At 58.9% G+C, this 25,487-nt stretch carries 18 protein-coding genes; 16 read left to right on the top strand and 2 right to left on the bottom strand.

Translation table 11 applies throughout. The features are described from left to right. Positions 1-4: 4 nt before the first annotated feature. From MYS68_RS12375 to MYS68_RS12310, 14 genes are all read left to right on the top strand, one after another. Entirely contained in the window at positions 5-1,840 is a 1,836-nt protein-coding gene (locus MYS68_RS12375; protein ID WP_420852113.1) for a phage tail sheath family protein, read from the top strand. A gap of 38 nt (positions 1,841-1,878) precedes the next feature. Continuing rightward, positions 1,879-2,313, top strand: a complete 435-nt coding sequence (locus MYS68_RS12370) for a phage tail protein (protein WP_248926130.1) — start codon at positions 1,879-1,881, stop codon at positions 2,311-2,313. Between the two features lie 89 nt (positions 2,314-2,402). Further along, complete coding sequence (locus tag MYS68_RS12365; RefSeq protein WP_248926129.1) at positions 2,403-2,780, top strand: phage tail assembly protein; 378 nt, start codon at positions 2,403-2,405, stop codon at positions 2,778-2,780. Then, entirely contained in the window at positions 2,777-2,959 is a 183-nt protein-coding gene (locus tag MYS68_RS12360; protein ID WP_248926128.1) for a DUF6760 family protein, read from the top strand. Before MYS68_RS12365 ends, MYS68_RS12360 begins: the two co-directional genes overlap by 4 nt. Positions 2,960-2,973: 14 nt before the next feature. Further along, complete coding sequence (locus tag MYS68_RS12355; RefSeq protein ID WP_248926127.1) at positions 2,974-3,411, top strand: phage tail protein; 438 nt, start codon at positions 2,974-2,976, stop codon at positions 3,409-3,411. 11 nt (positions 3,412-3,422) lie between these two features. Next, entirely contained in the window at positions 3,423-7,610 is a 4,188-nt protein-coding gene (locus MYS68_RS12350) for a hypothetical protein (protein ID WP_248926126.1), read from the top strand. 35 nt (positions 7,611-7,645) lie between these two features. Then, the gene (locus tag MYS68_RS12345; RefSeq protein ID WP_248926125.1) at positions 7,646-8,263 is read left to right on the top strand and encodes a CIS tube protein; all 618 of its coding nucleotides are present in this window, start codon (positions 7,646-7,648) and stop codon (positions 8,261-8,263) included. Between the two features lie 4 nt (positions 8,264-8,267). Then, entirely contained in the window at positions 8,268-9,362 is a 1,095-nt protein-coding gene (locus tag MYS68_RS12340; RefSeq protein WP_248926124.1) for a phage late control D family protein, read from the top strand. Beyond that, on the top strand, positions 9,359-10,078 hold the full coding sequence (locus MYS68_RS12335; protein ID WP_248926123.1) for a phage baseplate assembly protein V: 720 nt from the start codon (positions 9,359-9,361) through the stop codon (positions 10,076-10,078). The genes MYS68_RS12340 and MYS68_RS12335 overlap by 4 nt, the downstream gene beginning before the upstream one ends. Positions 10,079-10,127: 49 nt before the next feature. Further along, positions 10,128-10,529: a GPW/gp25 family protein gene (locus MYS68_RS12330; protein ID WP_248926122.1), complete on the top strand. Its 402-nt coding sequence runs from the start codon at positions 10,128-10,130 to the stop codon at positions 10,527-10,529. After that, positions 10,530-13,583 carry a baseplate J/gp47 family protein gene (locus MYS68_RS38830; protein ID WP_248926121.1) on the top strand — a complete coding sequence of 1,018 codons (3,054 nt, stop codon included), beginning with the start codon at positions 10,530-10,532 and terminating at the stop codon, positions 13,581-13,583. 52 nt (positions 13,584-13,635) lie between these two features. Beyond that, positions 13,636-15,888: a putative baseplate assembly protein gene (locus MYS68_RS12320; RefSeq protein WP_248926120.1), complete on the top strand. Its 2,253-nt coding sequence runs from the start codon at positions 13,636-13,638 to the stop codon at positions 15,886-15,888. Positions 15,889-15,900: 12 nt separating this feature from the next. Beyond that, positions 15,901-17,982 carry a phage tail protein gene (locus MYS68_RS12315; protein WP_248926119.1) on the top strand — a complete coding sequence of 694 codons (2,082 nt, stop codon included), beginning with the start codon at positions 15,901-15,903 and terminating at the stop codon, positions 17,980-17,982. A gap of 35 nt (positions 17,983-18,017) precedes the next feature. After that, complete coding sequence (locus tag MYS68_RS12310; RefSeq protein WP_248926118.1) at positions 18,018-19,685, top strand: hypothetical protein; 1,668 nt, start codon at positions 18,018-18,020, stop codon at positions 19,683-19,685. Between the two features lie 52 nt (positions 19,686-19,737). Here the strand turns inward: MYS68_RS12310 and MYS68_RS12305 are convergent, their stop codons facing one another. Further along, the gene (locus MYS68_RS12305; RefSeq protein ID WP_248926117.1) at positions 19,738-21,411 is read right to left on the bottom strand and encodes an MORN repeat-containing protein; all 1,674 of its coding nucleotides are present in this window, start codon (positions 21,409-21,411) and stop codon (positions 19,738-19,740) included. A 34-nt stretch (positions 21,412-21,445) separates the two neighbouring features. Next, positions 21,446-21,832 carry a DUF4280 domain-containing protein gene (locus tag MYS68_RS12300; protein ID WP_248926116.1) on the bottom strand — a complete coding sequence of 129 codons (387 nt, stop codon included), beginning with the start codon at positions 21,830-21,832 and terminating at the stop codon, positions 21,446-21,448. 68 nt (positions 21,833-21,900) lie between these two features. On the opposite strand from MYS68_RS12300, the gene MYS68_RS12295 reads away from it, so the two are divergent. Continuing rightward, positions 21,901-23,640 (top strand): TolC family protein, encoded by a 1,740-nt coding sequence (locus tag MYS68_RS12295; protein ID WP_248926115.1) that lies wholly within the window; start codon positions 21,901-21,903, stop codon positions 23,638-23,640. Next, on the top strand, positions 23,637-25,475 hold the full coding sequence (locus MYS68_RS12290) for a stalk domain-containing protein (protein ID WP_248926114.1): 1,839 nt from the start codon (positions 23,637-23,639) through the stop codon (positions 25,473-25,475). The genes MYS68_RS12295 and MYS68_RS12290 overlap by 4 nt, the downstream gene beginning before the upstream one ends. Positions 25,476-25,487 lie beyond the last annotated feature (12 nt).

The raw sequence follows: 25,487 nt of genomic DNA, 5'->3' as shown, positions 1-25,487 counted from the left end.
GTATGTGGAAGAGTTTGACAGCGGCGGCGTGCCGATGCAAGGGGTCGGTACGAGCACTGCCGGATTTATCGGCATGGCGGAGAGGGGGAGCGTTGAGGGACTGCCGCAGCTGGTGACGAGCTTCGGCGATTTTCAGCGCCAGTACGGATCTTATTTGCCGGTGAATCCGTACGGTTCCATGCGGTATTTGGCGTATGCCGTGGAGCATTTCTTTATGAACGGGGGGAGCCGCTGTTATGTGATGCGGGTAGCACCCGAAGATGCCAAGGCCGCTTCGGCAGCGACGCTGCTCACAACGGTAGGATTTGCCGCCAAAAATCCGGGAACCTGGGGCAATCAGATCCGTCTAGAGTTTACCCCGGCCAGCAAAGCAAAGACGACGATCACGGCGGTTGTCGGCGATCCCGCCGGCTCTCTCCAATACCGGGTAAAAAATTCATCCGGCTTTAGCCCAGGCGACATCGTCGCTTTCACGACGGACGGCAAAACCAAAGCATACAACAAGATCACGGCGGTTCATGACGACATCATCACTCTTGAGTCCCATTTGGCCGGTGATGCGGATGTGGTCGACGACGGCAAGACGCTGCCTCCGGTCAAGCTGCTGACCACCTGCGAAGTAACGTTAAACGTTTATTGCGGGCAAGAAAATGAAACGTATGAAAACTGCTCCCTGAACGACTCGGCCGCCAATTACATCGAGAAGGTCGTGGGACGCTCGAAACTGATCGTTTTCGCCCAAAACGTGCAGACGCCTGCGAAAGCGGCGGAAGATCCGGCTGCCGGTCCGAACGATGCGGGCGATGAAGGGAACGAGCCTGCGGGTCTGGGCAAAACGGCGTCCTCCGGGATTACGCCTCCGTTTCAAACGCTCGCCGGCAAGCCGGAAACGCCCGTGGACGGCAAGCCGCCGATATACCGGATATTCTTCGCCGGCGGAACCGACGGCACCGTTTCCGACGATCCGAGCAAATTCCCGGCGGACATATACATAGGGGCGGACGGAGGACCGGGAAAACGTTCGGGGATTCAGGCGTTCATCGACAACGAAGAAGTAAGCATCATCAGCATTCCCGGCGTCACGGACCCGGCTACCCAGCTCGCGCTTGTCGCGCATTGCGAAAACCTGGCAAGCCGTTTCGCCGTCCTGGATATTCCGCAGCACAAGAAAAAAACGGACGAGGTGCAGAGCCACCGCAATTTGTTCGACACGTCTTATGCCGCATTATATCATCCGTGGCTTCAAGTGTACGATCCGCTGGAGAAACGGAATATTTTCATCCCTCCTTCCGGCTCGATGGCGGGAATTTATGCCCGCTCGGACAACACGAGGGGCGTACATAAAGCGCCGGCCAACGAGGTCGTTCGCGGCTGCCTGGGGCTGGATTGCCAGTACAACGTCGGCGAACAGGACATTTTAAATCCGCTCGGTGTCAATTTGATACGCGCCTTCACCGGTCAAGGCATTCGGGTATGGGGCGCCAGAACGCTTTCCTCCAACGGGTTGTGGAAATACGTCAACGTTCGAAGATTGTTTATTTACATCGAGCAGTCGATCAAGCAGGGAACGAATTGGGTCGTGTTCGAGCCTAACGATCAGACGTTGTGGGGCCGCGTCAATTTGACGATCGACGCGTTTTTGACCAGCGTATGGCGCAGCGGTGCCTTGATGGGGTCGAGCCCGTCCGAAGCGTTCTACATCCAGATCGGCCACAGCACGATGACCCAGGACGACATCGACAACGGCAGGCTTATATGCGTCATCGGCATAGCGCCTGTGAAGCCGGCGGAGTTCGTCATCTTCCGCATCACGCAAAAAACCGGCGGAGACGCCAGCTAAAGCGGCAGCATCTTTTAACGAAGTGAGGGGAACCATTCATGCCAGATCGTATAGATCCGTATCGCAACTTTCGCTTTAAGGTTCAATTGGACAACATTACGCAGGCCGGTTTCAGCGAGGTGTCCGGCTACGACGCTTCCATCGAAGTGATCGAGTACCGCGAAGGAAATGAAACGGCGACGACGGCCCGCAAGTTGCCGGGTCTGACCAAGTACAGCAACATTACGCTAAAATGGGGCGTTACGGACTCGATGGATATGTACAAGTGGATGGAGGACGCCATTAACGGCAAGATCGCGCGAAAATCCGTCACCATTACGGCGATCGACGAGGTGGGGCAGGAGAAGGCGGTCTGGACGGTCATCAATGCGTGGCCGTGCAAATATACCGCGCCGGATTTTAAAGGGACGGGCAACGAGGTAGCCATCGAGCTGCTGGAAATCGCTCACGAGGGCATGACCCGCAAAAAATAGCAGGAACCATAGGCGGGGCGGATGGGCACGCCGCAAGGCGGCTTGCTTTTTCGCTCCTCTAGCCGGACAACCAAAGGGAGGCATCAGGGATGGTTTTTAAAACGGAGTATGCATTCGAGCTGCCGAAAGGGTATGTGGATGAAAACGGCAATTTGCATAAGCGGGGCGTCATGAGGCTGGCGACGGCCGCCGATGAAATCGCTCCGCTGCGCGACCACCGCGTGCAGTCGAATCCGAGTTACTTGACGATTATTTTGCTGGCGCGTGTCATTACAAAGCTAGGGGACCTGAAGGCGATCGATACGATGGTCATCGAAAATCTGTTTACGGCGGATTTGGCGTTTCTTCAAGGGTTTTACCAGGAAATCAACAAGGCCGATTCTCCGCGCGTTCAGACCGTTTGTCCGAAGTGCGGCCACGAGCATGAGGCGCCGATCGATTTTTTAGCCGGGAACGAGGCGGTTTGACGGTTTATCCTGCGGAGAAGCTGCTCGAGGAGGTCGCCTTTATCGCTTACCACTTCCACTGGCCTCACGATCAAATTATGGCGATGGAGCATCGCGACCGCCGCAGATGGTGTGAAGAGATTTCCAAAATCAACCGGAAGTTCAACGACGAGCCGGAAAACATTTTTGACGTGTTTTAAACGAGGTGGACAACATGAGCAATCCTAGCGGCGCTTTTCGGTTTTTGGTGGAAATCAAAGGAATTGAAGGCGTCTCGGGTTTTTCCGAGGTGAGGGGGCTGCAGGTGGAGACCGAATTCGAGGAATACCGAGAGGGAGGACTCAACGATTACGTGCACCGCTTTCCGAAAAAAACGTCCAGCCCGCCGCTTGTTTTCAAGCGGGGCATCACCGAGTCGTCCAAGCTCTGGGAATGGTACAGCAACGTGACGATGGGGAAAATCGAGCGGCGGCAAGGTTCGGTTATTTTGCAAAGGCAGGACGGCAAACAGCTGTGCCGGTGGGATTTTGTCGGGGCTTACCCGGTGAAGTGGATCGGCAGCGACTTGAACGCACATGGCAACGAGATAGCCGTTGAGACGCTGGAGATCGTGCACCAGGGTCTCAAGACGGTATACTTGACGGGCGGATAAGGGGAAAACGTATGATTCGAGTGCGCTTGCAGCCTTCGCGGTTTGTGCGGGAACAACCAGGCTCGCGAAGTTTCGCCGAAGCGATCATGTCCAAATACGGGTACGTGAAAAGGCCGTATTTGGGGATCGTGCCGCTTGTTTTCAGAGAGCCGGATGTTTTTGCTCCGGATGCGGGGGGCGAATCCGTTTGGCACACGCTGAATCGGTTCCATGTGCAGATTCGGCTGGAGCTCACAGCGCTGCACAGCAAGGAGGCGTCCTTTTTTACGAACCAGGCGCTGACGATGCGGCGGCTGCAGGCTCTCTTGCTCCTCCAGCAGACGGCGGCTTCCGCGGGACGGTTGGGACAGGCTCCCGTCTCGGGAGCGGGACAAAAGCTGCCCGGCCGCGACAATGGGTTCGCCGCGCGCGGACGAGAGTTGGCCGGGACGGCCGGGCAAAGCCGCGAACCGGCGGCTGAAACCCTATGGCCGGGCATGGGCGTTGGTCGTATGCTCGAGAGACAGCCGGCCGCGGATCCTTTTCGCTTGGCCGGGCAGCTCGGGCGTCGCAACTGGAATGCGGCGGTGTTACCCGCTTACGGGCTCATTCCGGGGATTAAGGAGTATTTTGCCCCGGAAAAACGCGGCTTCGCATTTGGGCCGACCGGCGAAAACGGAAATCTGCGGTTGATATACTCGAGGATCGCCGATACCGCAATGGTGCTTGGCAAGCGCAGTGCCGCCGGGGGGGCGGGATTGCCGGGGGTGACCGCGTTTACGCCGCTGCAGGGAAGGCCCGGTATGCCGGCGGCTCGGGTTATGCCCGAAACGCCGGGCGTAACCGGAGGGCCGGGAAAGCCTGCGGGAATTCCGGCGCTGCCCGCGATTCCATCTATGCCGGGGATTCCGACTCCGACTATAGTGCGGAGCATGCCGGAGATTTCGGCGCTGCCTGTCGTGCAGAGAATGCAGGCACCCCTGCCGGTTCCGGATATGCCGGGTTTCAAAGCGGGGCAACGATTATTAAGATTCCCGCCGGAGCCGCAAATTCGCATAATCCGGGGCGCACAGCAGATAGGGGGACCGCTGTCGGCACCTAAAAGTACAGGCTTTCCGGGTTTTCCGCGTGTATACGGGCAGCCTCGAACATCGTGGGGACCGACAGTTAGGATCTTCTCCGGTTCTCGCGCGGAGCCGGGGATAGCGGCGGTAGACGGCATTCAGGGAGATTCCGGTCCCGTGGGTGCGTCGGCAATACGCGGGGCAACTGGGACACAATGGGACCCGATCATGTTTTATGCACGCGAGCAAGCGTGGGGGCAGCAGCGACCGGCCGAAAGCACGGGGACAGGCCGACGGCCTGTCGTTCAGCCGCATGCGTTTTTCAGCGATATGCTTCGTCAAACGGCGGCCGTGCCGAATAACGCAGCCCCGGCTCCCGATATAGTGGGAGGATTGCCGAATGCAATGTTTTTCAGATTGCCTGCCATGCTGCTGTCTTCTGTCGGACCAATCCGGAGAGCAGAGAGCGCGGAGCTGCGCTTTATCGAACGAAACTTTATTGGCCGCACGGGGGGCAGTGCGAGAGAGATTGCGATTCAACCAGTTGGCTCGAATGCGCCTTGGTTGAGCGGTTTATTCGGGATTCCTGCGGCAATCGTTTGGCGAAACGCAGCGAAGTCGACGTTGTCGCCCCTTGCGGAAAATGCTGCCAACAGGTTCGTTCGGCAGGAGGTTTCTGATCGAAGCACGAGAATAAGGGGGCCGGGATTCCGGGGGCCCGAATCGGGTGCGGCGGCAGGTCCAGGACGGGGGCAACCCCCCGGTCTGCCGCCGATCAACATGGGAACGGATTTCCCGACGATGCTGCAAGGCGGGGCAAAGGCTGTCATAGAGCAAATGTTCAATCGTCGGAGAATGCTTCCTGATGACGCCTTGTTTTCCGACTATCGGCTGAACGGACGAGCCGGTCAGGTGTTTATGCAGAGTGCAAATGACGCGTTTTTCCCGCGTTATGTACCTTTAACCGACGCTGAAAGCGGAATGCGGCTTTTCCCTGAAAATGTATGGCGAAACATAACGGATACCCGCAGGGAAAAAACGCGGCCGATTTTTATTTCACAATCTCATTTGCCGGATATGGCCGGCGGCGGCGATTTACTCCTGCCCAGTTTGGACAGCCGCATAATCCGTTTATGGAGCACTATCGTAAGCGGCCTGACCGCCTTCCTGCCCAGCGACCTGCGTGCAGTCCGGCAAGCCAGGTCAGGCGGCTTTCAGACCGCTGCTGCGCGCGCATGGGGCGGGATGATGCCGGTTTTTATGAATCGGAACGTTCGGTCAAACACATTCGGCGGCTATGCGTCAGAACGGCGAATGATCGGGCCGTATGACGCTCCCGGAAGCCGGCTGTCCGGCTTTCCGGCACTGCAGCTCGCGACCCGTGCCGGAACTGCCGCAAATACCGCGATCATAGCTGCTCTGGCGATCAATGGCCGGCGTGGGTTTATACCTGCGATGCCGTTCATCGGCGGCGGGCCGGAGACGGCTGCCGCTTATGCCGCTTCGGCAGCGGCAGGAAACGGAACGCCGAATGCGGCGGTCTTTAGGGCTATGCCCGTATTGCAAAGAGTGGTATGGCCTCTCGGACACCCTGCTCCAAACGCAGCGGCGAGTCCGATGCAGTTGCAGCACGCGTACAGGTCGGTTCGCGATATGCGGGTATGGCAAAATGCGGCTGCGGCGGGGCGTCCGAACCGAAGCGGTCATGGCGATGGCGCAGTGGAAAACTTTGCGGCAAAGCGCGTTTTCGGAGAAGGATGGCGGGACATGCAGTTGCAGTTCACGCCGTTTTCCGTACCGCAAGTATTCCGTCGGTCTGACAGGCAGAGCGGGCAGCAAGCGATCCGATTAAGCCGCCTGGTCCGCGAGATTTCCGTTTCGGCGGGACGCATCGCTCGCATATTGCAGGCAGGCTTCCCTCGCGGGGAACAGCTCATGTCCCGTCAAGCCGCGTACGATTTGTCGACGAGGAATATCCCGGCAATCGACCGCAGCGCAAAACCGTTTTTGTTTCCGATTTTGCAGAGGCAACCGGGAACCGCCGCGGATTTCCGCGCCGGATCGGCATTAAGCGTCCCTATTCGGCATACGGCGCTCCGGCCTGTTATTGGTCCGGGACCGGATAAGGCTGACAAGACGGCTTCAAATTTACCGATAAGATCAGCGGCATATCGCTTTGCGCTGCGTTTATTCGGAATACCCGGGCCGAGGGAAAGAGGCGACAGTCCGAACGTGGCGGTGGAGGCGCTTTATGCTCCGGGCGGGAAAGCGGAAGCAGCCGGAACGGTAAGCCCGCTGAAGTGGAGAACCGGTTTCATGCAACTGCAGCAGGCGCCAGGCACGTTGGCGGAAATCGTCGGGGCTCGGAGAGGGTGGCAGACTTTACTGCTTCTAACGAAGTTGCGAGGCCGGCTTGAACCCGTGAATGGAGCGGCTGTATCAAGCGTCGATATGACCGGCGGATCAGGCCGAATCACGGAGCTTCGCTTCGGGGAAAGCTTCCGGACAAATCGCATGGAAACCGATCAGCCGCATATAACCCGCATTTTGAACCGGCAATGGATACGGACGGTTATTCAGCGGCAGCTTCGGCCTGCGGAGAAACGGACTCAAGGACGAGGCGCAGGTCCGCGGGGCGAAGGAGCCCCTGCGCTGATTCTCACCCGCATATTATCCGTTCCCGACAAACACCGCGCGACATCCATGCTTGCCATAAGCGGCAGCGGTATCGGAGCGGCGGAACGGCTTCCGGTTTTTGCTTCAACATACCGGCTCCGGCAGACGCTGCGACCGATTTCGCAAGCGCCAGGCCTAGCCTTGGCATCCGGTGATAGTCCGGCGGCACGATCGGCGCCCGTTCAAGGTCCGACAGGACCGGCGACCGCAAAACGTCCGGCGGCCGCGGAAAGCTTCATGCAGCCGCACTTGCTGCGCCCGCCATCGCTGGAATACCGCAGCAGACCGAGAGCAGCGGAGCACGAGACGGAATCGCGAAGCGGAAGCGGTACGAATACGACGCAAAGCGAAGTGAAGCTGCAGGCCAACGTTGTGCAGCCGCCCGAGACCCCGGCGATCGATTTTCACAAGATAGTGGAGCGCGTTTACAAGGAAATCGAGCGGAAGATCCGTTTCGATCAGCAGCGCAGAGGCAGGTAAATTCAGACCGGCCGGAGGGAGGGACGTTCACGTTCATGTTGACCAAAGCGAAGATCATCGTCGATCGTCCCAGTCAGACGATAGAAGTATTGTTTAACCCGAACGAATATTCCATTTCGGCAGGGAACCGGTTCGGGCGGGATACGGTGCCCGGTCTGTCCGGCTCGATTTTACAGTTCATCAGCGGCGAATCGATGACGCTGACGATGGATCTGTTTTTCGATACGTATGAGAAGGGGACGGACGTCCGTGACCATACGATGCAAATCGTCAATTTGCTGAACATCGACAAAGACCTGCATACGCCTCCGATATGCCAATTTGTATGGGGAACGATGGATTTCAAGGGCGTGCTCGAAAAAGTGAACCAGAAATATACGATGTTTCTGGGGGACGGCACACCCGTCCGGGCCACCTTGAACGTCACCTTCCGGTCGACGGAAACGGTGATCAAGCAGCAGAAGCGGACTTCGAAGCAGTCCGCCGACCGGACCAAAGAGCGGCAATTGAAGCAAGGGGAGCAGCTGTGGCACATTTCCCAGGAGGAATACGAATCTCCGGCCTACTGGCGGCAAATCGCCCAAGCGAACGGCATCGACAACCCGCGCGACGTGAAGCCGGGTGCCCAACTGATCGTTCCCCGTTTGGAGTGAGCGCATGGCCGAGCCGACATTATCCACCCAAACGTTTACGTTCGAAGAGCTTGAAAAAAAATACGGCGGCTTTTTTGCGCCGACCTTCGAGGTACTGATCAACGGCACCAACATAGCTTTGACGGCAGCCATCACGCAGGTGACGGTCGAGACAAGCATTGAGTCGGAGGCGAGCTCGTTCGAATTCACCGTCGTCAACGCATTTGATCCGTTAAAGCAGGAATTTCAGTGGCTGGACAGCGAGTTTACGCTAGGCACGTACGTGGAAATCCGCATGGGTTACGTGGATAAGCTGGAGACGGTTCTCTACGGCCTCATAACGTCCGTATCGTGCGAATTTCCTTCCGACGATTTGCCGAAAATCATCGTGCGCGGCATGGACATGTCGTTTCTGATGATGCGCAGCGTCAGATCCCAGTCGTGGGAGAAAAAGAAGATCAGCGACATCGTGTCGGAGGTTGGGAAGCAATATGTATCGAAGGTGGTCGCCGACGATACGGGCGATCCGATCGAGATTACTGCGCAAAACGAATGCAGCGATTACGAGTTTATTTCCGAGCTGGCGAAAGAGTTGAATTACGACTTTTTCATCGTCGGCAAGACGATGTATTTTCGCAAGGCTTTGGAGAGTACGTCTCCGGTCGTCACGCTGGCCTGGGGGAAGACGCTGCGCAGCTTCGCGCCCGAGATGAACATCGCCGCCCAGGTGGGCAAGGTGGTCGTGCGCGGATGGGATGTAAAGAAAACGGCCTTGCTCGAAGGAACATCCGGGCAGGTGAAAAAGCTCGGCTCCAACTCCAAGACGGGGCCCGACATTTTGAATTCGCTCGGCAGCTATACGGAGTACGTTTATACGAACGTGGACACGGAGCAGGAAGCGAAGGATAAAGCGACGGCGATCCTGAATTACCGGGCGATGCAGCTGATTTCCGGCTACGGGGAATGCGACGGCATTCCGGAAATGATGGCAGGCCTCTACGTCAAGATGGAAGGGCTCGGAAAAAAGCTCAGTCAGCCCTATTATTTAAAAGCGGTGACACATACGATCGACAGCTTCGGGTACGTTACCCGTTTCAGAATAGGGGGAAATGCGGTATGAGCGTATGGGAACGCAGCTTTCCGGCAAGCGAACGGACATATCAAAAGGCGGAAGGCGTCATGGTGGCGATCGTCACTAACAATCAGGACCCCGACGGCCTCGGACGCGTGAAGCTGAAGCTGCCGCTGCGGGAGACGGAAAACGAGACCGACTGGACGCGGATCGCCACCTTGATGGCAGGCAATGACCGGGGCAGCTATTTTGTGCCGGAGGTGGGGGACGAAGTGCTTGTCGCGTTCCATTTGGGCGAAATCCGCCAGCCTTACGTCATCGGCACGCTGTGGAGTCCGACCCAAAAAGCGCCCAAAGGCGACGATAAAAACAATTTGCGGAAAATCCGCTCGCGTGCCGGACACGAGCTGACGTTCGACGATACCGACTCGGCTGGTAAAATCACGATTACGACGACGGGCGGCACGAAGATCGTTATCGACGACAAGGCCGATTCAATCGAACTTACGGACAAAAACGGCAAAAATAAGATCGAAATCAAAGGCGGCAGCGCAAACGAAATCGCTTTGACGAGCCAATCGACAACGATCAAGATGACCGGTCAAGGGGAAGTGACGGTTTCGAGCCCGAAGTCGATCGCGCTCAAAGCCGCTCAGGTGACGGTGGAGGCTTCCGCGACCCTCAGCTTAAAGGGCGGCGCTTCCGTAGATATCAATTCGGACGGCATGGTCAACATTAAAGGCAGCATGGTGAAAATCAACTGATACGGCGAAAAAGCTAACGCGATGCCAAGCGGGAAAGGATAGACGTCGGATGAATAAAGATTTTCTCGGCCGGGGCTGGAAGTTTCCGGTGCAGGTGGACGGGGCGACAGGCCGTATCCGGATGGCGGAGCACGAAGACGATATCGCCGAGGCGATCCGCATTATATTGCGCACATCGCCCGGAGAGCGGGTCATGCGCGCCGATTTCGGCTGCGGCGTACAGCGCTACGTTTTCGGCACGACGGACCGGACGACGCTGCACCTGATCGAAACGGCGATCCACGAAGCGATACTCGCATGGGAACCGCGGGTGACGAATGTGGAAGTTCAAGCCAACCCGGATCCGGAAATGCCGCAGCGGCTGCTTGTGACGATTCGTTACACGGTCCGTTCGACGAACAATTTGTTCAACCTGGTCTATCCTTTCTATTTGCAGGAAGGGACGAAATAGGTGAAACCGCCCAAAATCGATCCGAGAACAACCGAGATGCTGATCGAGCAAATGAAAGAGATGGTGCCGCATTATACGCCGGAATGGACATTTTCTCCGGATCATCCGGACCCGGGGGCGGCGCTTTTTCTCCTGTTTGCGCAAATGTATCAACAAAATATAAAACGGCTGAACGAGGTCCCGAACAAAAACTTCATCGCCTTTCTCAATATGCTGAACGTATCTCAGCTGCCGGCAAAACCGGCATCCGCTTATGTGACGTTCCGGCTGAGCGAGGGCGCGAAGGAACCGGTAATCATTCCCCAAGGGACCCCGCTGGCAGGGAGCGGCGAGGACGGCGAAGAGGTGATCTTCGAAACGGACCGGCCGCTGCTTGCGACGCCGGCCGCCATCGTCGACGCCTACCAGGTGAGCGCGAGCCGCGACTTCATTTCGCGCGTATCGGACCGTTTCGATCAGGTGGCGGCGGGCAGCGAACGGCGGCCGTTTACGATGTTTTGCTATTCGGAAGGAGACAATCTTCAGGAGCATGCGCTGTATGTCGGCCATCCGGATATATTCAACGTACACGGCAGCTCGCAAATCGAGCTGACCGTCGAAAATTCGCTTCAGCGTTATGCGGAAGCCGGGACCGTTCAGAAGCTGGCGGATACCGCCCATTACGAGTGGTCCTACGGTACGCAGCAAGGCTGGACGCCTTTTGATGCGGTGAGCGCGAACGGTCGCTCGGTCGTTTTGCGAAAAAACGCCGCAGGCCGGATCGTCCTTCGGGAGGTTGCAGGCGATGAAGGCCGCTGGATCCGCTGCAAGGTCAAAGGCGGAATGGGCGAGGCCGGGGCGCAGGAGATCGTGTTCGACCGGCTGCGCATCAAAGCGGAGCATGCTGCGAAGCTCGATTTCTCCGGCCTTGCGCCGGACCGTCTGTTTTTCAACGATATGGACTTGAATGCGTCGGGCTGTTACCCTTTCGGCGAATATTTCGCGCCGTACGGCGTGTTTTACATCGGCAGCCAGGAAGCGTTCAGCAAAAAAGACGGTTTGATTACGGTTACGCTGGGAGTAAGCACCCGCAGGAACGTGCTGCAAAACGAGCCGCCTCCGCAAATCGACTGGAAGCCGATCATGAAACGGTCGCAGTTTGAGCGTCCGGCACCCCCGGAAATCAGCATCCGCCGGGTTATCTGGGAATATTGGAACGGCAGCGGTTGGGTGAGGCTGTTTTCCGGTACGGAATATGAAGAGCTTTTCGACAGGCCCGAAGCGGGCGAGCGGACGATCCGGTTCCGCTGTCCGGCCGATATCGCGGAAACCTTCGTCAATTCGCAGTACAATTACTGGATTCGGGCGCGCATGCTGACGATGGATACGCCGACGGCCGGCAACCCGGTATATCTTTCCCCCTGGATCGGCGGTGTACATCTGCAGTACGAGTTTGAGGACCGGTCGTATTCTGCGTCGGGCTGTGTAACCGGAAATAACGCGGAATACCTGGACCATACGGCGGAGGCGGCTTTGGGGGGGCGGCTCATCCAGCCGTTTGTCGCGGTCGATGGCGACTGCCCGGCCTTTTATATGGGTTTCGCGTCGCCGCCGGTAAAAGGGCCGATCGGCCTTTATTTTTCGCTGAAGGAGCAGGCGTACGGCAATGGGCAGCAGCTCGCGATCGATTGGGAGTACTTAAGCGCCCAAAGCGAAGGAAACCGGTGGGGCAAGCTGAAGACGGCGGACGATACCGGAGGGCTCACGAGAAGCGGCACCGTGCAGTTCGCCGGGCCTGCGGATTTCGCGTTCGCCTCCGTATTCGGCAGAAAGCTTTATTGGATCCGGGCGGTCAACCGCAACCGTCTCGCGGAAAACCAGGAGGCCGGCCAGCCTTTGCCTGTCGTAAACGGCCTGTATCTGAATACGGTCCGGGCGACGCAGCAGGAAAGCGTAAACGGCGAGCTGCCGGAAAAAATAACCGGGCCTGGCGGCGCTTTTTATGCACTCAGCCGGATTCCGGTCGTTTCCGAGGAAGTGTGGGTCGACGAGACGGGGCATGTTGCCGAACAGGACATTGCGCTGCTTGAAGCGAGGGGGTACCCCGCACGGGTCGTTCGCGATTCGGAAGGCCACGTCCAAAAATGCTGGGTGAAATGGAAGGCCGTGCGGACGTTGTACGCGTCTTCGGGGACAGACCGCCATTATACGATTCACCGCACAAGCGGACAAATCCGCTTCGGGGACGGCAAAATGGGCAAAGCGCCTCCAGGCAAGGGGATCGATGCGGTGAAAGTCGACTATAAAACGGGCGGCGGGACGAAGGGAAACCTGCCTGCACAAGCGATCAACAAGCTGAAAAATTCGATCGCATTCGTCAATGCCGTCATGAACCCCGAACCGTCGGGCGGCGGCGGGGAAATGGAAAGCGTCGGGCAGGCGCTCGAGCGCGGCCCTCATTACATCGTGCACCGGGGCCGGGCGATAGCCGCAAACGACTTCGAGTGGCTGGCAAAGGAAGCTTACCCGAACATCGCCAAGGTGAAATGCCTGCCGAATATGAACGCGCGCATGGAGCGGGAATACGGCTGCGTCACCCTCGTCGTCGTGACGCAGGGAGGACTGGGAGACGCGCTTTATTTTCACGAAATGAAGCGGAAGCTGGAAGCTTATTTGCTGGAGCGGGCCGCAAGCGTCATCGCTTTTCCCGAATATATTCAGGTGATTCAGCCCGCCTATTTGGAGGTATCCGTCATCGCCCGGCTGGCGGTGGAACGGATGGACGATGCATTGGCGGCCGAGACGGCGGCGGTCGAGAAGCTGGAGCGGTTTCTCGATCCGATCCGCGGGCAAACGGACGGAAACGGCTGGGAAATCGGGGCGGTGATCCATGAGTCGTTTTTTTACGGGCTGCTGAAGGCGGTTCCGCATGTGCGCTATGTGGAGGACGTGACGATGAGCGTTGTCAAAATCGAGGCCGGAGAGAGGACGCCGCTTAATGCAGGCGCGCTGCCCGCGCTTGCGCACGGGCTTGTCGTCAGCGGCAAACACCGGGTGATTGCAATCGTAAGCTAACAGGGAGCGATGCGCAGCGGCCATCTGCGGCCGGATGAAAGGGGATGACGTCATGCTGCCGATACCTGAGCTCGACGACAGGCGGTTCGAGCAGATCGTCAATGAGGCCAAGCAAATGATTCCGATGCTGTTTCCCGCCTGGACCGACGAAAATTACCACGATCCCGGCATTACGTTCATCGAGCTTTTCGCTTGGCTGACGGAGATGCAGCAGTATTATTTGAACCGGATTACGCTGAAAAACGAACTGAAATTTTTGAAGCTGCTCGGTTTTCGTCGCCGCGCTGCGACGCTTGCCAAAGTTCAATTGTTTTTTGAAAATATTGGCGAGGCAGCGGTTATTCCCCGAGGGACTCCTTTTTTAGCTGAGGAGGAAGTGTTCGAAACGGACGAGACGGTGCTGCTTGTACCGAACGGTGTGTCGAAAATTATCGTGCGAACCGAATCGGAGCTGTGGGACCGCTCGGCCGCCAACGAAAATTTGGGCGTTGCCTATTATGCGTTCGGACCGGACGCGAGAACGGGCAGCAAGTGGTATATCGGCTTTGACAGCCCGCTGCCGGAAGGCAGGGACCTTACGTTAACCGTTCAGATGTTCGAAGATTACCCGGTACCGATCGGCGGGACGGCGATGCAGGCGCAGGTGAACCCTTCGGCGCGTCTCGTCTGGTCGTATTACGGGACGGACGGAGCAGGCGAAGGGAATACGGAACAGACGGGTTGGCACCCGCTGGACGTAAGCCGGGACGAAACGCAGCATTTGGCCTATAGCGGACGTCTTGCTTTCCGGCTCGGCGGCAGGCTTCAGCCGCTCAAGATGTACCCTGCGGCCGATCGCCCCCGCTACTGGCTTTGCTGTACGATGGCGGAGGGGCGGTATGAGGTGGCTCCGCAAGTCCTCAAGGTTTGTATGAATGCGGTACCTGCGACGCACCGGCGGACATGGGTGCGGACGCTCGAATTCGACGGGACCGGCAAGGCCGGACAGACGATCGGCGCCACGGACGATCTTGTTTGGAACGGTATCGTACAAGTGCAGGTGCGCCGGAAAGACGGCGGCTGGATATTTTGGAACGAAGCCGAAGATTTGGCGCAGCAAGGCCCTTCCGATCGATGCTATTCGGTCCGCAGGGACGAGGAGTCGAAGACGACCGTCATCGTGTTCGGCGACGGGCGGGCCGGAGCGATCCCACCTCAGGGGAAAAATAACATCCGCATCATCGCGGTTGATAAAAGCTTCGCCCATCGGCGGGAACCGGCGGCGAGCAATGGGCTTCCGCTGCAAACGGTGCTTACGGAGCTGGAAGGGATCGAAGCGGACAGCTTTCGTCTGCAGGTGGGTGAGGAGCAAACGCAAGACGGCTTTAGCGAAACGGTATGGTTCGATTGGCGCCGGGTCGACGATTTGGACCGGTCCGGTCCGGACGATCCCCATTATACGCTGGACAGCCAGGCGGGAGAAATCGGCTTCGGCAATCACGAACAGGGCCGCATTCCGGAAAAAGCGAATTTTCGCAACATCGCGATAGTTTCCTGTTCGACCGGCGGAGGGGAGAAAGGCAACATTATCAGCCGTTTGCCGCTGAAGCCGCTCAGGTACGCACCGGAATGGGACGGGCTCGCCCTTACCAACCACTTCGGCGCGAAGGGCGGGGCGGACCCCGAAACGATGGAGCAAACGAAGCAGCGGGTTGCCGCCGAGTTTGAGGAAAGCCACAGCGCAGTGACGGGAAGCGACTACGAAGCGCTCGTCAAGCGGGCTCCCGGCCTTCGCATTGCGAGGGTGAAGGCGCTGCCGCTTTATAAGCCGGGGATGCACGATTACCCGAACCGCCGGGCTCCGGCGCAAATGACCTTGGTGGTCGTACCTTACAGCGAGGCGGAAATGCCGCTGCCGAGCGCCGGATTCATGGAAATGGTCCGCCGCTTTCTGGAGCCTTACCGGCTCATTACGACGGAGCTTCACGTCATGGAACCGGTTTATATCGAAATTACCGTGCAAGCGGCCGTAGTCGCCGACCAAAAAGCGAAAGAGGTCGATCAGGCCGTTCGGGATGCGCTCTGCGGGCTGCTCAGACCGCTGGATAAAAACGGCGGAAGCGGCGGATGGGAGTTCGGCAAAACGGTGCATAAAGGCGATGTGCTCAGCGTCATCCACAGCATCCCGGGGGTACATTACGTGGAAAGCCTGACTTTGCATGCGGGAGGAGCCGGTTGGATCAAGGAGCGGTCCGGAGATATCCGCATTCCTCCTTATGCGCTGGTTTATTCGGGAGACCACATCGTCGACGTGCGCTGTAAGTAAGGAGGGAGCTTCTTGGCGGCGAGAAACCTGTTTTTCTCTTTCAATAAAAAGTCCGATTGGGCAAAAGGCCGTACGGTAAACATGGAGATCGACGACCAGGGCATGCGGATCGAACGCGAGATGACGTATACGTTTCGGCGCCATGTGGCGCTTCCGGATCCGGCCGTTTATGGAGCAGCCACCGATCTTGCCGTCGGCAGGCACGGCATGTTGTACGTGCTCACGGGCAGCGCCGCGATTTATCAATTCGATGCGGCGGGCGAAGCGGTCGAGCCGCTGTTCGTACAAGGCCACGGGCTGTTTACAAGCCGGGCGATGCTGGCTGCTTCCGACCGGTTTCTGTTTGTCGCGGACATCGGTGCCCCGGAGCGGCTTGCCGCTTACTCGGCCTTGAACGGACAAATCGTTTGGAGCATGAACCGGATCCGCGGCATGGAGCTGTACCCGCTGGCGACGGCGGCGGACATGGCGGACCGGCTGTATGCGGTCGTCCCGGAACGTGTCGAGCCGGGAACGGATGGAGGGCTTGTCGTGCCGCAAGGTACGGGCATCGGCTTTATCGTGCTGGAAGGGGACCGGCCCCGAGACGCTCCGGACATTCACTTTTTCACGACCGTGGAACGGGATACCGCCTTGAATCGATTGGGCGAATCCTTCTATGCCGCGGTTACGCCGGAAGGCGAGCTGTTTGTGTATGATTCCGGCACGGGGCGTCTGTTCAGAGCGGATGTGACCAGGGGCGACCCTGTTCATACAGGGCCGCTTGAGCTTCCGCCGTCGATGCGCCCGGAGTCGTTATCGGGATTCGTCGTCGGTGCGGACGGCCGTTTGTATCTTGGGGAGAGCCAATCTATCGGACCGGACGAGGACGGGCGGTTTATCCGCATGCTGGCTCCGGACGGCAACGATTCCGCGCTGATTGCCCCGCTGCCCGGCCGCATCGACAAGCTGCTGATCGACCGGTACCACCGGATGTTCGCGTTTAACCGGCAGGAAAACATACTGACGCTGCTTGAGCTTTCCTGGCGAACGAAACCGCTTCGGCCGGGGATAACGAAAGGAGTTTACTACAGCCACGCGCTTGACAGCACGGTTGAAGGCACCGAATGGCACAAGGTGCAGCTGGAAGCGGACAATCCGATCGAGACGCAAATCCGCATCATTTATTACGCCACGGACGAGGAAATGACGCCGGACGATTGGGTGCGGCTTTCCGACACGGATGAAATCGCCGCCAGCGCAAGTGGACCGGCCATCGTCAATCCGCGGGACGCGCTGCTTTTTGGTGCCAAAGGCCGCTACTTGTGGCTGAAAATCGAGCTGTCCGGCAACGAAGGGCAAAATCCGCTGCTCCGCCGGCTGCGCGTCTATTTTCCGAGACAATCGCTGCTCGATTATTTGCCGGCGGTTTATCAGGAGCACGAAGCGAGCCGGCAGTTTCTGGACCGCTTCTTGTCGCTGTTCGCCACCTTTTTCGACGAGCTGGAATATCAAATCGACCGGATGGCCGCCAACTTCGATGCGGGTGCGGCGTCGGGCGATTTTGTAAAATGGATTGGGACGTGGATCGGCATTTCGGGCGAGCAGCACTGGACGGACAGCCAGCTTCGCCGGTTTATCCGCCGCTCTCCGGAACTGTACCGACGTCGGGGGACGAGAAGCGGGCTTGAAAGCATGCTCGAAATTTTTATCGGGGAAAAGCCGATTATTATCGAGCACTTTCAGCTTAAGAGCATGCGCGAGCATGCGGAGCTGAAGCCGATCGCCGAGCGGCTGTACGGCGGCCATCCGTACTGCTTCCACGTGCTGCTGAAGCCGGAGCATGCGGACAGCGAAAGCAAGCGATACGTGGTGGAACGCATTTTGCAGGATCATAAACCGGCGTTTACGGAGGCGAAGCTGATCGTGCTGGAGCCGTGGATGTACCTTGGCATGCATACGTACCTCGGGGTGAACACCGCCTTGTCGGAGCCGTCGCCCATGGGGCTCCTGCCGGGCGCCACGATGCCGCACCATACGCTGCTCAGCGAGAAAGACCGGGATCCGCGACTCGATATGCACGCGCGGATAGAAATGGACGCCGAGCTTGAATAGGTTATTTAAGTTGATGGGAAGGGGAGGAAATCCTGATGAAAAAACCGCGGCGTTATCCTTTTGTAAAAAACCGGTATTTCTACGGCAAGCTGCTGACGGTGCGCGATTTCCAGCTGGAGCAAACGTATGTTGGCGATAAAAGAGGCCTGATGAACAAGCTGCTGCACGGCAGCGGAATCGTCACCGGACTGGAAGTGTCGCGCGTCGACGACAATTACATCGCCGTGCAGCCGGGGCTGGCCATTGACAGCCATGGCAACGAAATCGTTTTGCCTTCTACCGTCAAGCAGCAGCTGTCGATGGTAGAGGGCTTTCCGGCGTCCGATTATGCGCAGAACGTGTACCTGTGCATTGAGTATCGGGAGGAGGACAACGAGCCGGTTCATTCCGTGGCCAGCTCGGCCACCCGCTCTGAAGAGGTGCAGGAGTTCAACAGGATCAAGGAAACGTACAAATTGGTCATCCGCACGGACGCTCCGGCGCCTGCCGATCCGAATTACGCGGGGCTGCTGGAACACGTAGGGGAGCTGTACGCGGACAGCCGGGTGAAGGTGTGGATCAAAATCCCCAAATATGTCAATGCCGGCGATTATTTCGATGTAACGGTGCATATCGACAAAGCGCTCGGAACGGAAAAGGTGAAGCTGTCGTTCGAGCTGATCTCCGATCAATTCGAGTTGGCCGGAGGGAACGGCGGTTCCTTGATTGTGTATGAGGAGCCTGACGGCTTGAGGGAAACGTACGCCGCAAAAACTTACCGTTTTAAAACCTCGGGAGGCCTCGGCGCAGGAACGTTTCGCATTCCGGAGGAAAGCGCCAAACTGACGGTGGGCGATAAAACGAACGTGCTGAATACGGCGTGCATGGAAAGCATGCCGATTGAAATCATCGGCGAACCGGTCAAGGACCGAATCGTCGCCGATTATTATAACCGGACGCTGGATGCGGCCTATGAGGCCGGCAGCCACACGGACGGCTGCATTTATTTGGCGAAAATTTGCCTGATCCAGGTGAAGGTCGACATGAGCACGACCTACAGCATCCAGAAGGTCGAGCCGATTCCGTTCCGCGGGCAGGTCGTCAACCCGACGTTTCTGGGGAAGCTGAGCGAAGCGCTGCCCGCCGCCGCTGCGGCTGCGCCGCTAAGCGTCCATTCGGCGCTGTCCGAAGGGGACTATGACAGCAAACCGAAGCTCGATGTCGATTACAGCTCGGATACGAACAAGCTGGATGTGAATTTGGTCCTGCCGAAAACGCGGCCGGCCGCCGAGGATATTCGCATGGGCATCATTGAGCTGGAGCTCAGCTCAAACAGCCTGAACCCGTTCTCCCGTCCGGAAAAAGTATCGGAGGAAATTCCGCACGGCCTCGGCCCGGGACCGGTTTTTATCGAGGTCGGCATCGAGGCTTACAACAGCGGCACGTTTTCCGAGATGCTGAATTCGAGCGAGCGCATCTATTACGGAAATATCGACGTGTTCGGCGGCGGACCGTACGAATGCGAATGGCCGCGGGTTTCGATCGGGACGATCGTGTATCCGAAAAAAGGCACGTTCCGCATCGGGGTCAGGCTGAACCAGTCGGCTGAGGCGGGAGCGGTGCGGCTCCGCTGGTGGGCGTTCAAAAAACGCGAAGACGCCGCTTCGGAACTTTATGCAAGCGAAGCGGCGGCCTCGAGCGACAGCGGAAGCGGCGGCACGTGACCGCGAAGAAAAAGACCGGTGCCAGAAGGCGCCGGTCTGCCCGCGCTTATTTTCATGATGATGTCACTTCGATCAAGGTGAGCTTGCGATCCACCGGACGGAAATAACATTTGTAAAGGTAGCCGTCCCACAAATATGTCGTCACCGCCGTACCGTCCGGCATCTTTTCTTTCAGCTTCGGGATCGGCTCATCGGCATTGCCGGATTTATCCTTCTTTGCAGCGGCCGATTCCAGGTCGCCCAGCAACTGCTGCATCAGCCGGCTGCCCCAAATTTGCACGGCCGAGACGTTGTTCTCGAGCGGGTTCGCTTCGGAGATGTTCAACAGGAACGTCATTCCATTGTCATTGTATTTCATCGACAACCGGACGTTCGTAAGCGAATCCGGGGAGATTCCGGCGGGCTCATCGGCATGGCCGTCCGTCAGCGCTGCCGCCTCCGTCGCTTTGCCCAGCACTTCCTCCAGCTTGCTGCGGGGCAGGCCGAGGAATCCGGGGTAATAAACGAGTCCGTTTTTAAAATAACCTTTGAAATTCGGATGGCCGTCCTTGTCAAACAAGGTGCCGAGCCCATCGTACAAGCCGTCCTTGAATTTGCCTTCGTATACCGGAGACCCGCCCGATTCGAGCAGCTTGCCGAGTCCGTTATAACGTCCGGCAGCGAACGTACCGGTGTAGCGCAGCATCCCTTGATCGTCGAACAGGCTGCCCTCGCCCCCGTACAGGCCGGCAACGAATTGGCCCTTGTAGACGACTTTGCCGCTCGTATCGAACAGGGTGCCGTCGCCGGCATACACGCCGCTGCGGAATGTACCTTCGTACTGCGCGGTTCCGTCTTGGCGGAACGCTTTGCCGTTTCCGTCATAGACGCCCATCAGAAACGAGCCTTTGTATTTGACGGCGCCGTTCGGGTAATAAGCGACGCCTTCTCCGGAAAATTGGCCGGAGGCGAAGCCGCCTTCGTACGTTTTGCCGCCGTCCGGGTTGAACAGTACGCCGGTTCCGTTATAGAGGCCATCGCTGAAAGTGCCGGCATATTTCACTTTGCCGTTTGGATATAACTCCGTGCCGCTCGCCGGTTTGCCGCCTTGAAAAGTGCCGCGGTACTGCACCGTATTCGGCGCTTCGGAGGTAACCGGGTAATACAACGTCCCTTCGCCGGCGTAAGCGCCGCTTTCGAACGCGCCGCGGTAGACGGGATTTCCCTTACCGTCATATTCGACACCGGCACCTTGCTTGACGCCTTTGGCAAATTGACCCTCGTAGATGAGCTGATCCTTGGCGTCGTACAGCTTTCCTTGACCGTCGTATTGTCCGTCCGTCATATCGCCAAAGTAGAAGAGGCTTTTCCGGCTGTCGAACAGCTTGACCAGACCCGTAAAGTCGACCGGCTTGCCCGCTTTTTCATAGATGGGGGTCGGCAGGCGAAGCCACTTGTTTAGCCAGACCGGCCGGTGGATGAAGCCGAAGACGACGATGAGCGCCAGCAGCAGGACGATAAGGGCAAGCAGACGCTTGGATACATAGTAACGACCGATAGGGATATAGTCGGCCAGCGTGAGCTGCTTTGGAAACAGCAGTCTGCCGGCAGCGGCGGCCGCTTGTTTCAGCGCCTCCAGCGCGGAAGCGAGCAGCTTCCCCAGCAGCTCGGCCGCCTTGGGCGCTGCGGCGGACCGGGCCGTTTGGCTCCCGGCTTCGGGGGTTTGGGTGGCGATGCCATTTTCCAACAAGGATCTCTCCTTACATCTTAGATTCGGCCGGTCAGGGCACCTGAATCGTAAACTGCCCCGGCATCGTAATTTGGATCACTCCGGCCCAACTGCACATCAGCTTGGAGCTGTTGTTCAGTGCGGGCATGCCGCCGATCTGCACGGTCGGGGAGCCCGGCGCCCATGGAGCCGCCGTAACCGGCATGCACGGCTGCGGAGTGAGCACGCCCATGGCCGCCGACGTGGCCGCCGCGACGGCGGGATTCGCCATAGAGCTGCACATGCCGAACGGCATAATATTTACACCCGGCTTGTTGTCCATAATGTTGGCAATCGGCGCCGAGGTCGTCACCCGATTCGCCGGCAGCACCGTGAGCGAGCTCGGAGCCGCGCCGAAGCTGCACTGCAGCACGGCGCCGCCGCATACGATCTGACCCATTTCTATCAATCCCCTTATATGGAAATGTTAAGCTACCATCATCTTACTATAAGGAGAGCCTGTCAACAATGCATCATTTGACAAAATTGCCCCGATCCGTGTCGATCGTTATCCTGTGCGCTGCGGTTTCCCTCGGATCGCTGGCGCCGGCCGCGCCGGTTCGCGCCGAACGGCTGCTGACGCTGGAGCAGGCGGTTAAGGCGGCGGTAGCCGGCGATCCCGAGCTCGCGAAGATGGATCCGAACATCAAGCAAAAAAAGCTGGAGCTGCAGCAGGCGCAGCGGGCCGTTCGCATCCAGGAAGAGAAGGATTCCAGCCTGTTTGCGCGGCAGCACAGTCTGAACAAGGATATCGAGCTGAAGCTGAAAGTGCCGCTGGCGCGCAGCGGCTGGCAGCAAGCGATGACGGAGAAGCTCGACAAGGAGCGCGCCGTCCGCTTTCAGGCCGAGCAGCTGTACCTGGGCGCGCTGCAGGCGATGCAGGCCGCGGATGCGGCCAGGGCGAAGCTCGCTCAGGCAAATGATGCCGCCGAGGCGATGAAGGCGAAGCTGCGTTTCGGAGCCGCCGCATCGAAAGATGTCGACGCCGCGCTGAAGGAGGTCCAGCGGGCGCAGTCGGCGCAGAAGCAGGCGGAGCTCGCCTACCGGGCGAAACGGATCGAGCTGGGCCAGGCGATAGGCATGGACTTGGAGAGCGGCTACACGTTCGAGCTTAAGCCGCAGCATGCGGTGCTGACGCAGGAGACGCTCTGGCGGATGACGCAGCAGGCGGAGAAGCACGATTACACGCTGTATCAGGACGTCGAGAAGCGCAAGCAGGCGGAGGAAAAGGTGCGGACGATACGCGCCTTGTACAAAAGCAAGTTCGGCGCGGGCGATGTCGCGCGGATCGATGCAATGGCCGAGCGGCCGGAATCGGCGGACGAAGCGTTTATGGACGAATACGGTGAAATGCTGGAGAGGATCAAGCGCAAATGGGAAGGGATTTTTTTGCTGCCGATTCCGTTTATTCCGATCGTCCTGCCGATCCCTAAAGTGGTGCTGCAGGGAGAATACGACGGGCTCCGGTATTTCGAGGATTTGCCGAATTCGCTGCCGGTCGCGATGCTGGAGCGGGACAAGGCGAGGATGAAGGAAAACCAGACGCGCGTGGCTCTTGTCGCCAAAGTGAAAAAGTCGTATTTGTCGGCAAAAGCGGCCGAGGAATCGTACGCGCAAGCGCTTGCCGCCGATGAGGCGGCGAAGCGGGAGCTGGGCGATGCGGAGCGAAAATACAAGGTGGGCGTTGTCGGCATCGAAGAGCTGCAAAGCTTCCGGGACGCCGCGGAGCAAGCGGCGAAAGCGGTGCAGGGCGCATCCGCTGCCTACCGGGTGGCCATCGGGCAGCTTCATCTCGATACCGCCGGCGGCGTCGGCTACCGGGACGGCGAGCTGCCGTGGAAAACGATCGACAGCGGGCTTGATGCATTCAAGGAACTTCCCGGCGATTCGCAAACGGTCGGCAGCTGGACGTTGACCGAAACCGTCGGGACGATGATGAGCGAGCTGGAGATCGAGCTGGGCAGCGGCACACCGGCTACCGATTTTGCCGTACGGACGGCCGGAGGGCAGACGATCGGCGGGAAAACAAAGCTGGGCGACAAGGTAAAGCACTTGAGCTTTCTGTTCGGCGACCCTTCGTCATTGCGGATTGTACTGTATCAGGGCGAAACGCTGTTGTTGGAAGCCGAGCTTGACGGAAACGGCACGGGAGGACTTCTGAAAAAGGCGGAGCCGCCGGGAGGCGCAGGAGAGGAGGATGCTCCATGAATCGGATGAAACGGGGGACGGCGGTTCTGCTGCTCTTCGGAATGGCCTTTGCCGGTTGGCTGGGGCTGACGCCGGGGCCTTCCGCCGGAGCGAAAGCGAAGCCGGGCGCATCGGAGCTGAGTGCGGGGTATTTGCTGATCGGCACTTATTTGATTCACCGCGACTCGCTGACCGAGGATAATTTGAAGGCGGCCAAAGCGTCCGTACAGCAGTCCGGCCAAGGCATGTATTATAAATCCGAATTTGCCGACGGGGCCTGGTTTAATATCGAAAACGCCACCGACATCGGAAGCATCATGAACGGGAAGGGAACAAAGCCGGTTTCGAACGAGGCGATCGACAAGCTGAAGCTGGCCGTATGGATCGACGAATCGGGCAATGTCAGCAACTTGCAATCCGACGCCGAAATCGACAAACAGATCGAAGCGCTCAACAAGGAAAAAAAATCGCTGCAGGAAGACAACGAGAAGGCGGTGGAGAAAAACAAGACGAGCGATTCCGCGCAGACTGCGCTGCAAATCAAGGATGTCGAAGCGCGCATCGCCTTTCTGGAGGCGCTGAAGCAAGAGGACGGACGCGCTGCGGCCGGGCAGATGAAAAAGATGGCGAACCCCGCCGCCCTTCTGGCCGAGCTTCCGAAGCAGCTGGACGAGACGCTGAATGCGGGCGACAAGGCGCTGCAGGACGAGCGCGACAAGCTGGCGGCGGCGCTTCGGCAAGCCCGGGACGGCGGGCAGGCCGATCAGGCCGCGACGCTGTCGGCGCAGCTGCAGCAGGCCGACGCGAAGCTCGCGCAGGCGCGGCTGGACGCCGCCGATACGCGGCTCGCCGCGCTCCGCGAGCAGCAGGCGGAGCAGCAGCGGCAGCTCGCGGACGCGCTGGAGCGCGGCGACCGCGCCGCCGCCGAAGCCGCCGCGCAGCAGCTCGGCGCGCTCGCCGCGGCGACCGCCGCCGCGCAGGACGCGCGGCAGAGCGCGCTGCTCGCGAGCCTCGCGCAGCGGCAGGCGCAGGCTGCCGCCGCGCTGGCGCAAGCCGAGGCGCAGCGGGACGGCGCCGCCGCGGACCGGCGGCGGGCCGAGCTCGCGCAGCTCGAGGCGCAGGCGGGCGCGGTGCAGCGCGGGCTTGCGCGCGAGCTCGAAGCCGCGCGGGAGGCGCTGCAGCAGCTGCAGGACGAGCACGGCGAGGCGGTGCGCAAAGGGGACGGCGAGCAGGCGGAGCTGCTGCAGCCCCAGGTGGCCGCCGCCGCCGCTAACGTGAGGAAAGCGGAGAAGGCGGGCCTTTTTTTCCGCAAGGCGCGGTATGAGGAGAAACTGGCCGCTGCGAAGTCGGGAGGGGCCGCTGCTCCCGCGATGGAGCAGCTTGTGAGCGATACCGTTACGGCGATCAGGCAGGTGGAGAAAAGCAAATACAGTAAAGAGGAGCTCTCCGCTCTTCAAGACATTGCGGCCGCCATCGAAAAAAACGGCGAAGGCATGCAGTCACTGCCGGTGGAATCGGTCATTTCGAGGGACTTTGACATACGATTCGAGGCGCCTCCCGTTATGGCGGTCGGCATCGCTTTGATTCCCATCCGTCCGATCGTCACCGCATTCGGAGCGTCCGTCGTCTGGGACGAGCAGGAGCGAAGCGTGACCGTTCTTAAGGAAGGCACCGTCGTTTACTGCCGGATTGGCGATAAAACCGCCTTTGTGAACGGAAGCAAGGCGGAGCTCGAACGGGGACCCGAGCTGATCGGCGAGCGGACCTATGTGCCGCTGCGGCTTGTGATGGAAGGACTCGGCCTTCACGTGCAGTGGATGGAAAACACGAAGACGATCCAAATCGATGCTTATTGATGCGAAGGGAGG

It is taken from the genome of Paenibacillus hamazuiensis (genome assembly GCF_023276405.1).
Lineage (GTDB): Bacteria > Bacillota > Bacilli > Paenibacillales > NBRC-103111 > Paenibacillus_AF > Paenibacillus_AF hamazuiensis.
Note: the sequence above shows the minus strand (reverse complement) of the source record. Positions and strands in the feature narration are given on the sequence as shown.

Excerpts from the sequence above, each read along its gene's own strand:
- MYS68_RS12350 (WP_248926126.1), top strand. The coding sequence starts at position 3,423 with ATGATTCGAGTGCGCTTGCAGCCTTCGCGGTTTGTGCGGGAACAACCA.
- MYS68_RS12290 (WP_248926114.1), top strand. The coding sequence starts at position 23,637 with ATGAATCGGATGAAACGGGGGACGGCGGTTCTGCTGCTCTTCGGAATG.
- MYS68_RS12335 (WP_248926123.1), top strand. The coding sequence starts at position 9,359 with ATGAGCGTATGGGAACGCAGCTTTCCGGCAAGCGAACGGACATATCAA.
- MYS68_RS12345 (WP_248926125.1), top strand. The coding sequence starts at position 7,646 with ATGTTGACCAAAGCGAAGATCATCGTCGATCGTCCCAGTCAGACGATA.
- MYS68_RS12300 (WP_248926116.1), bottom strand. The coding sequence starts at position 21,832 with ATGGGTCAGATCGTATGCGGCGGCGCCGTGCTGCAGTGCAGCTTCGGC.
- MYS68_RS12340 (WP_248926124.1), top strand. The coding sequence starts at position 8,268 with ATGGCCGAGCCGACATTATCCACCCAAACGTTTACGTTCGAAGAGCTT.
- MYS68_RS12330 (WP_248926122.1), top strand. The coding sequence starts at position 10,128 with ATGAATAAAGATTTTCTCGGCCGGGGCTGGAAGTTTCCGGTGCAGGTG.
- MYS68_RS12295 (WP_248926115.1), top strand. The coding sequence starts at position 21,901 with ATGCATCATTTGACAAAATTGCCCCGATCCGTGTCGATCGTTATCCTG.
- MYS68_RS12370 (WP_248926130.1), top strand. The coding sequence starts at position 1,879 with ATGCCAGATCGTATAGATCCGTATCGCAACTTTCGCTTTAAGGTTCAA.
- MYS68_RS12365 (WP_248926129.1), top strand. The coding sequence starts at position 2,403 with ATGGTTTTTAAAACGGAGTATGCATTCGAGCTGCCGAAAGGGTATGTG.
- MYS68_RS12310 (WP_248926118.1), top strand. The coding sequence starts at position 18,018 with ATGAAAAAACCGCGGCGTTATCCTTTTGTAAAAAACCGGTATTTCTAC.
- MYS68_RS12355 (WP_248926127.1), top strand. The coding sequence starts at position 2,974 with ATGAGCAATCCTAGCGGCGCTTTTCGGTTTTTGGTGGAAATCAAAGGA.
- MYS68_RS12320 (WP_248926120.1), top strand. The coding sequence starts at position 13,636 with ATGCTGCCGATACCTGAGCTCGACGACAGGCGGTTCGAGCAGATCGTC.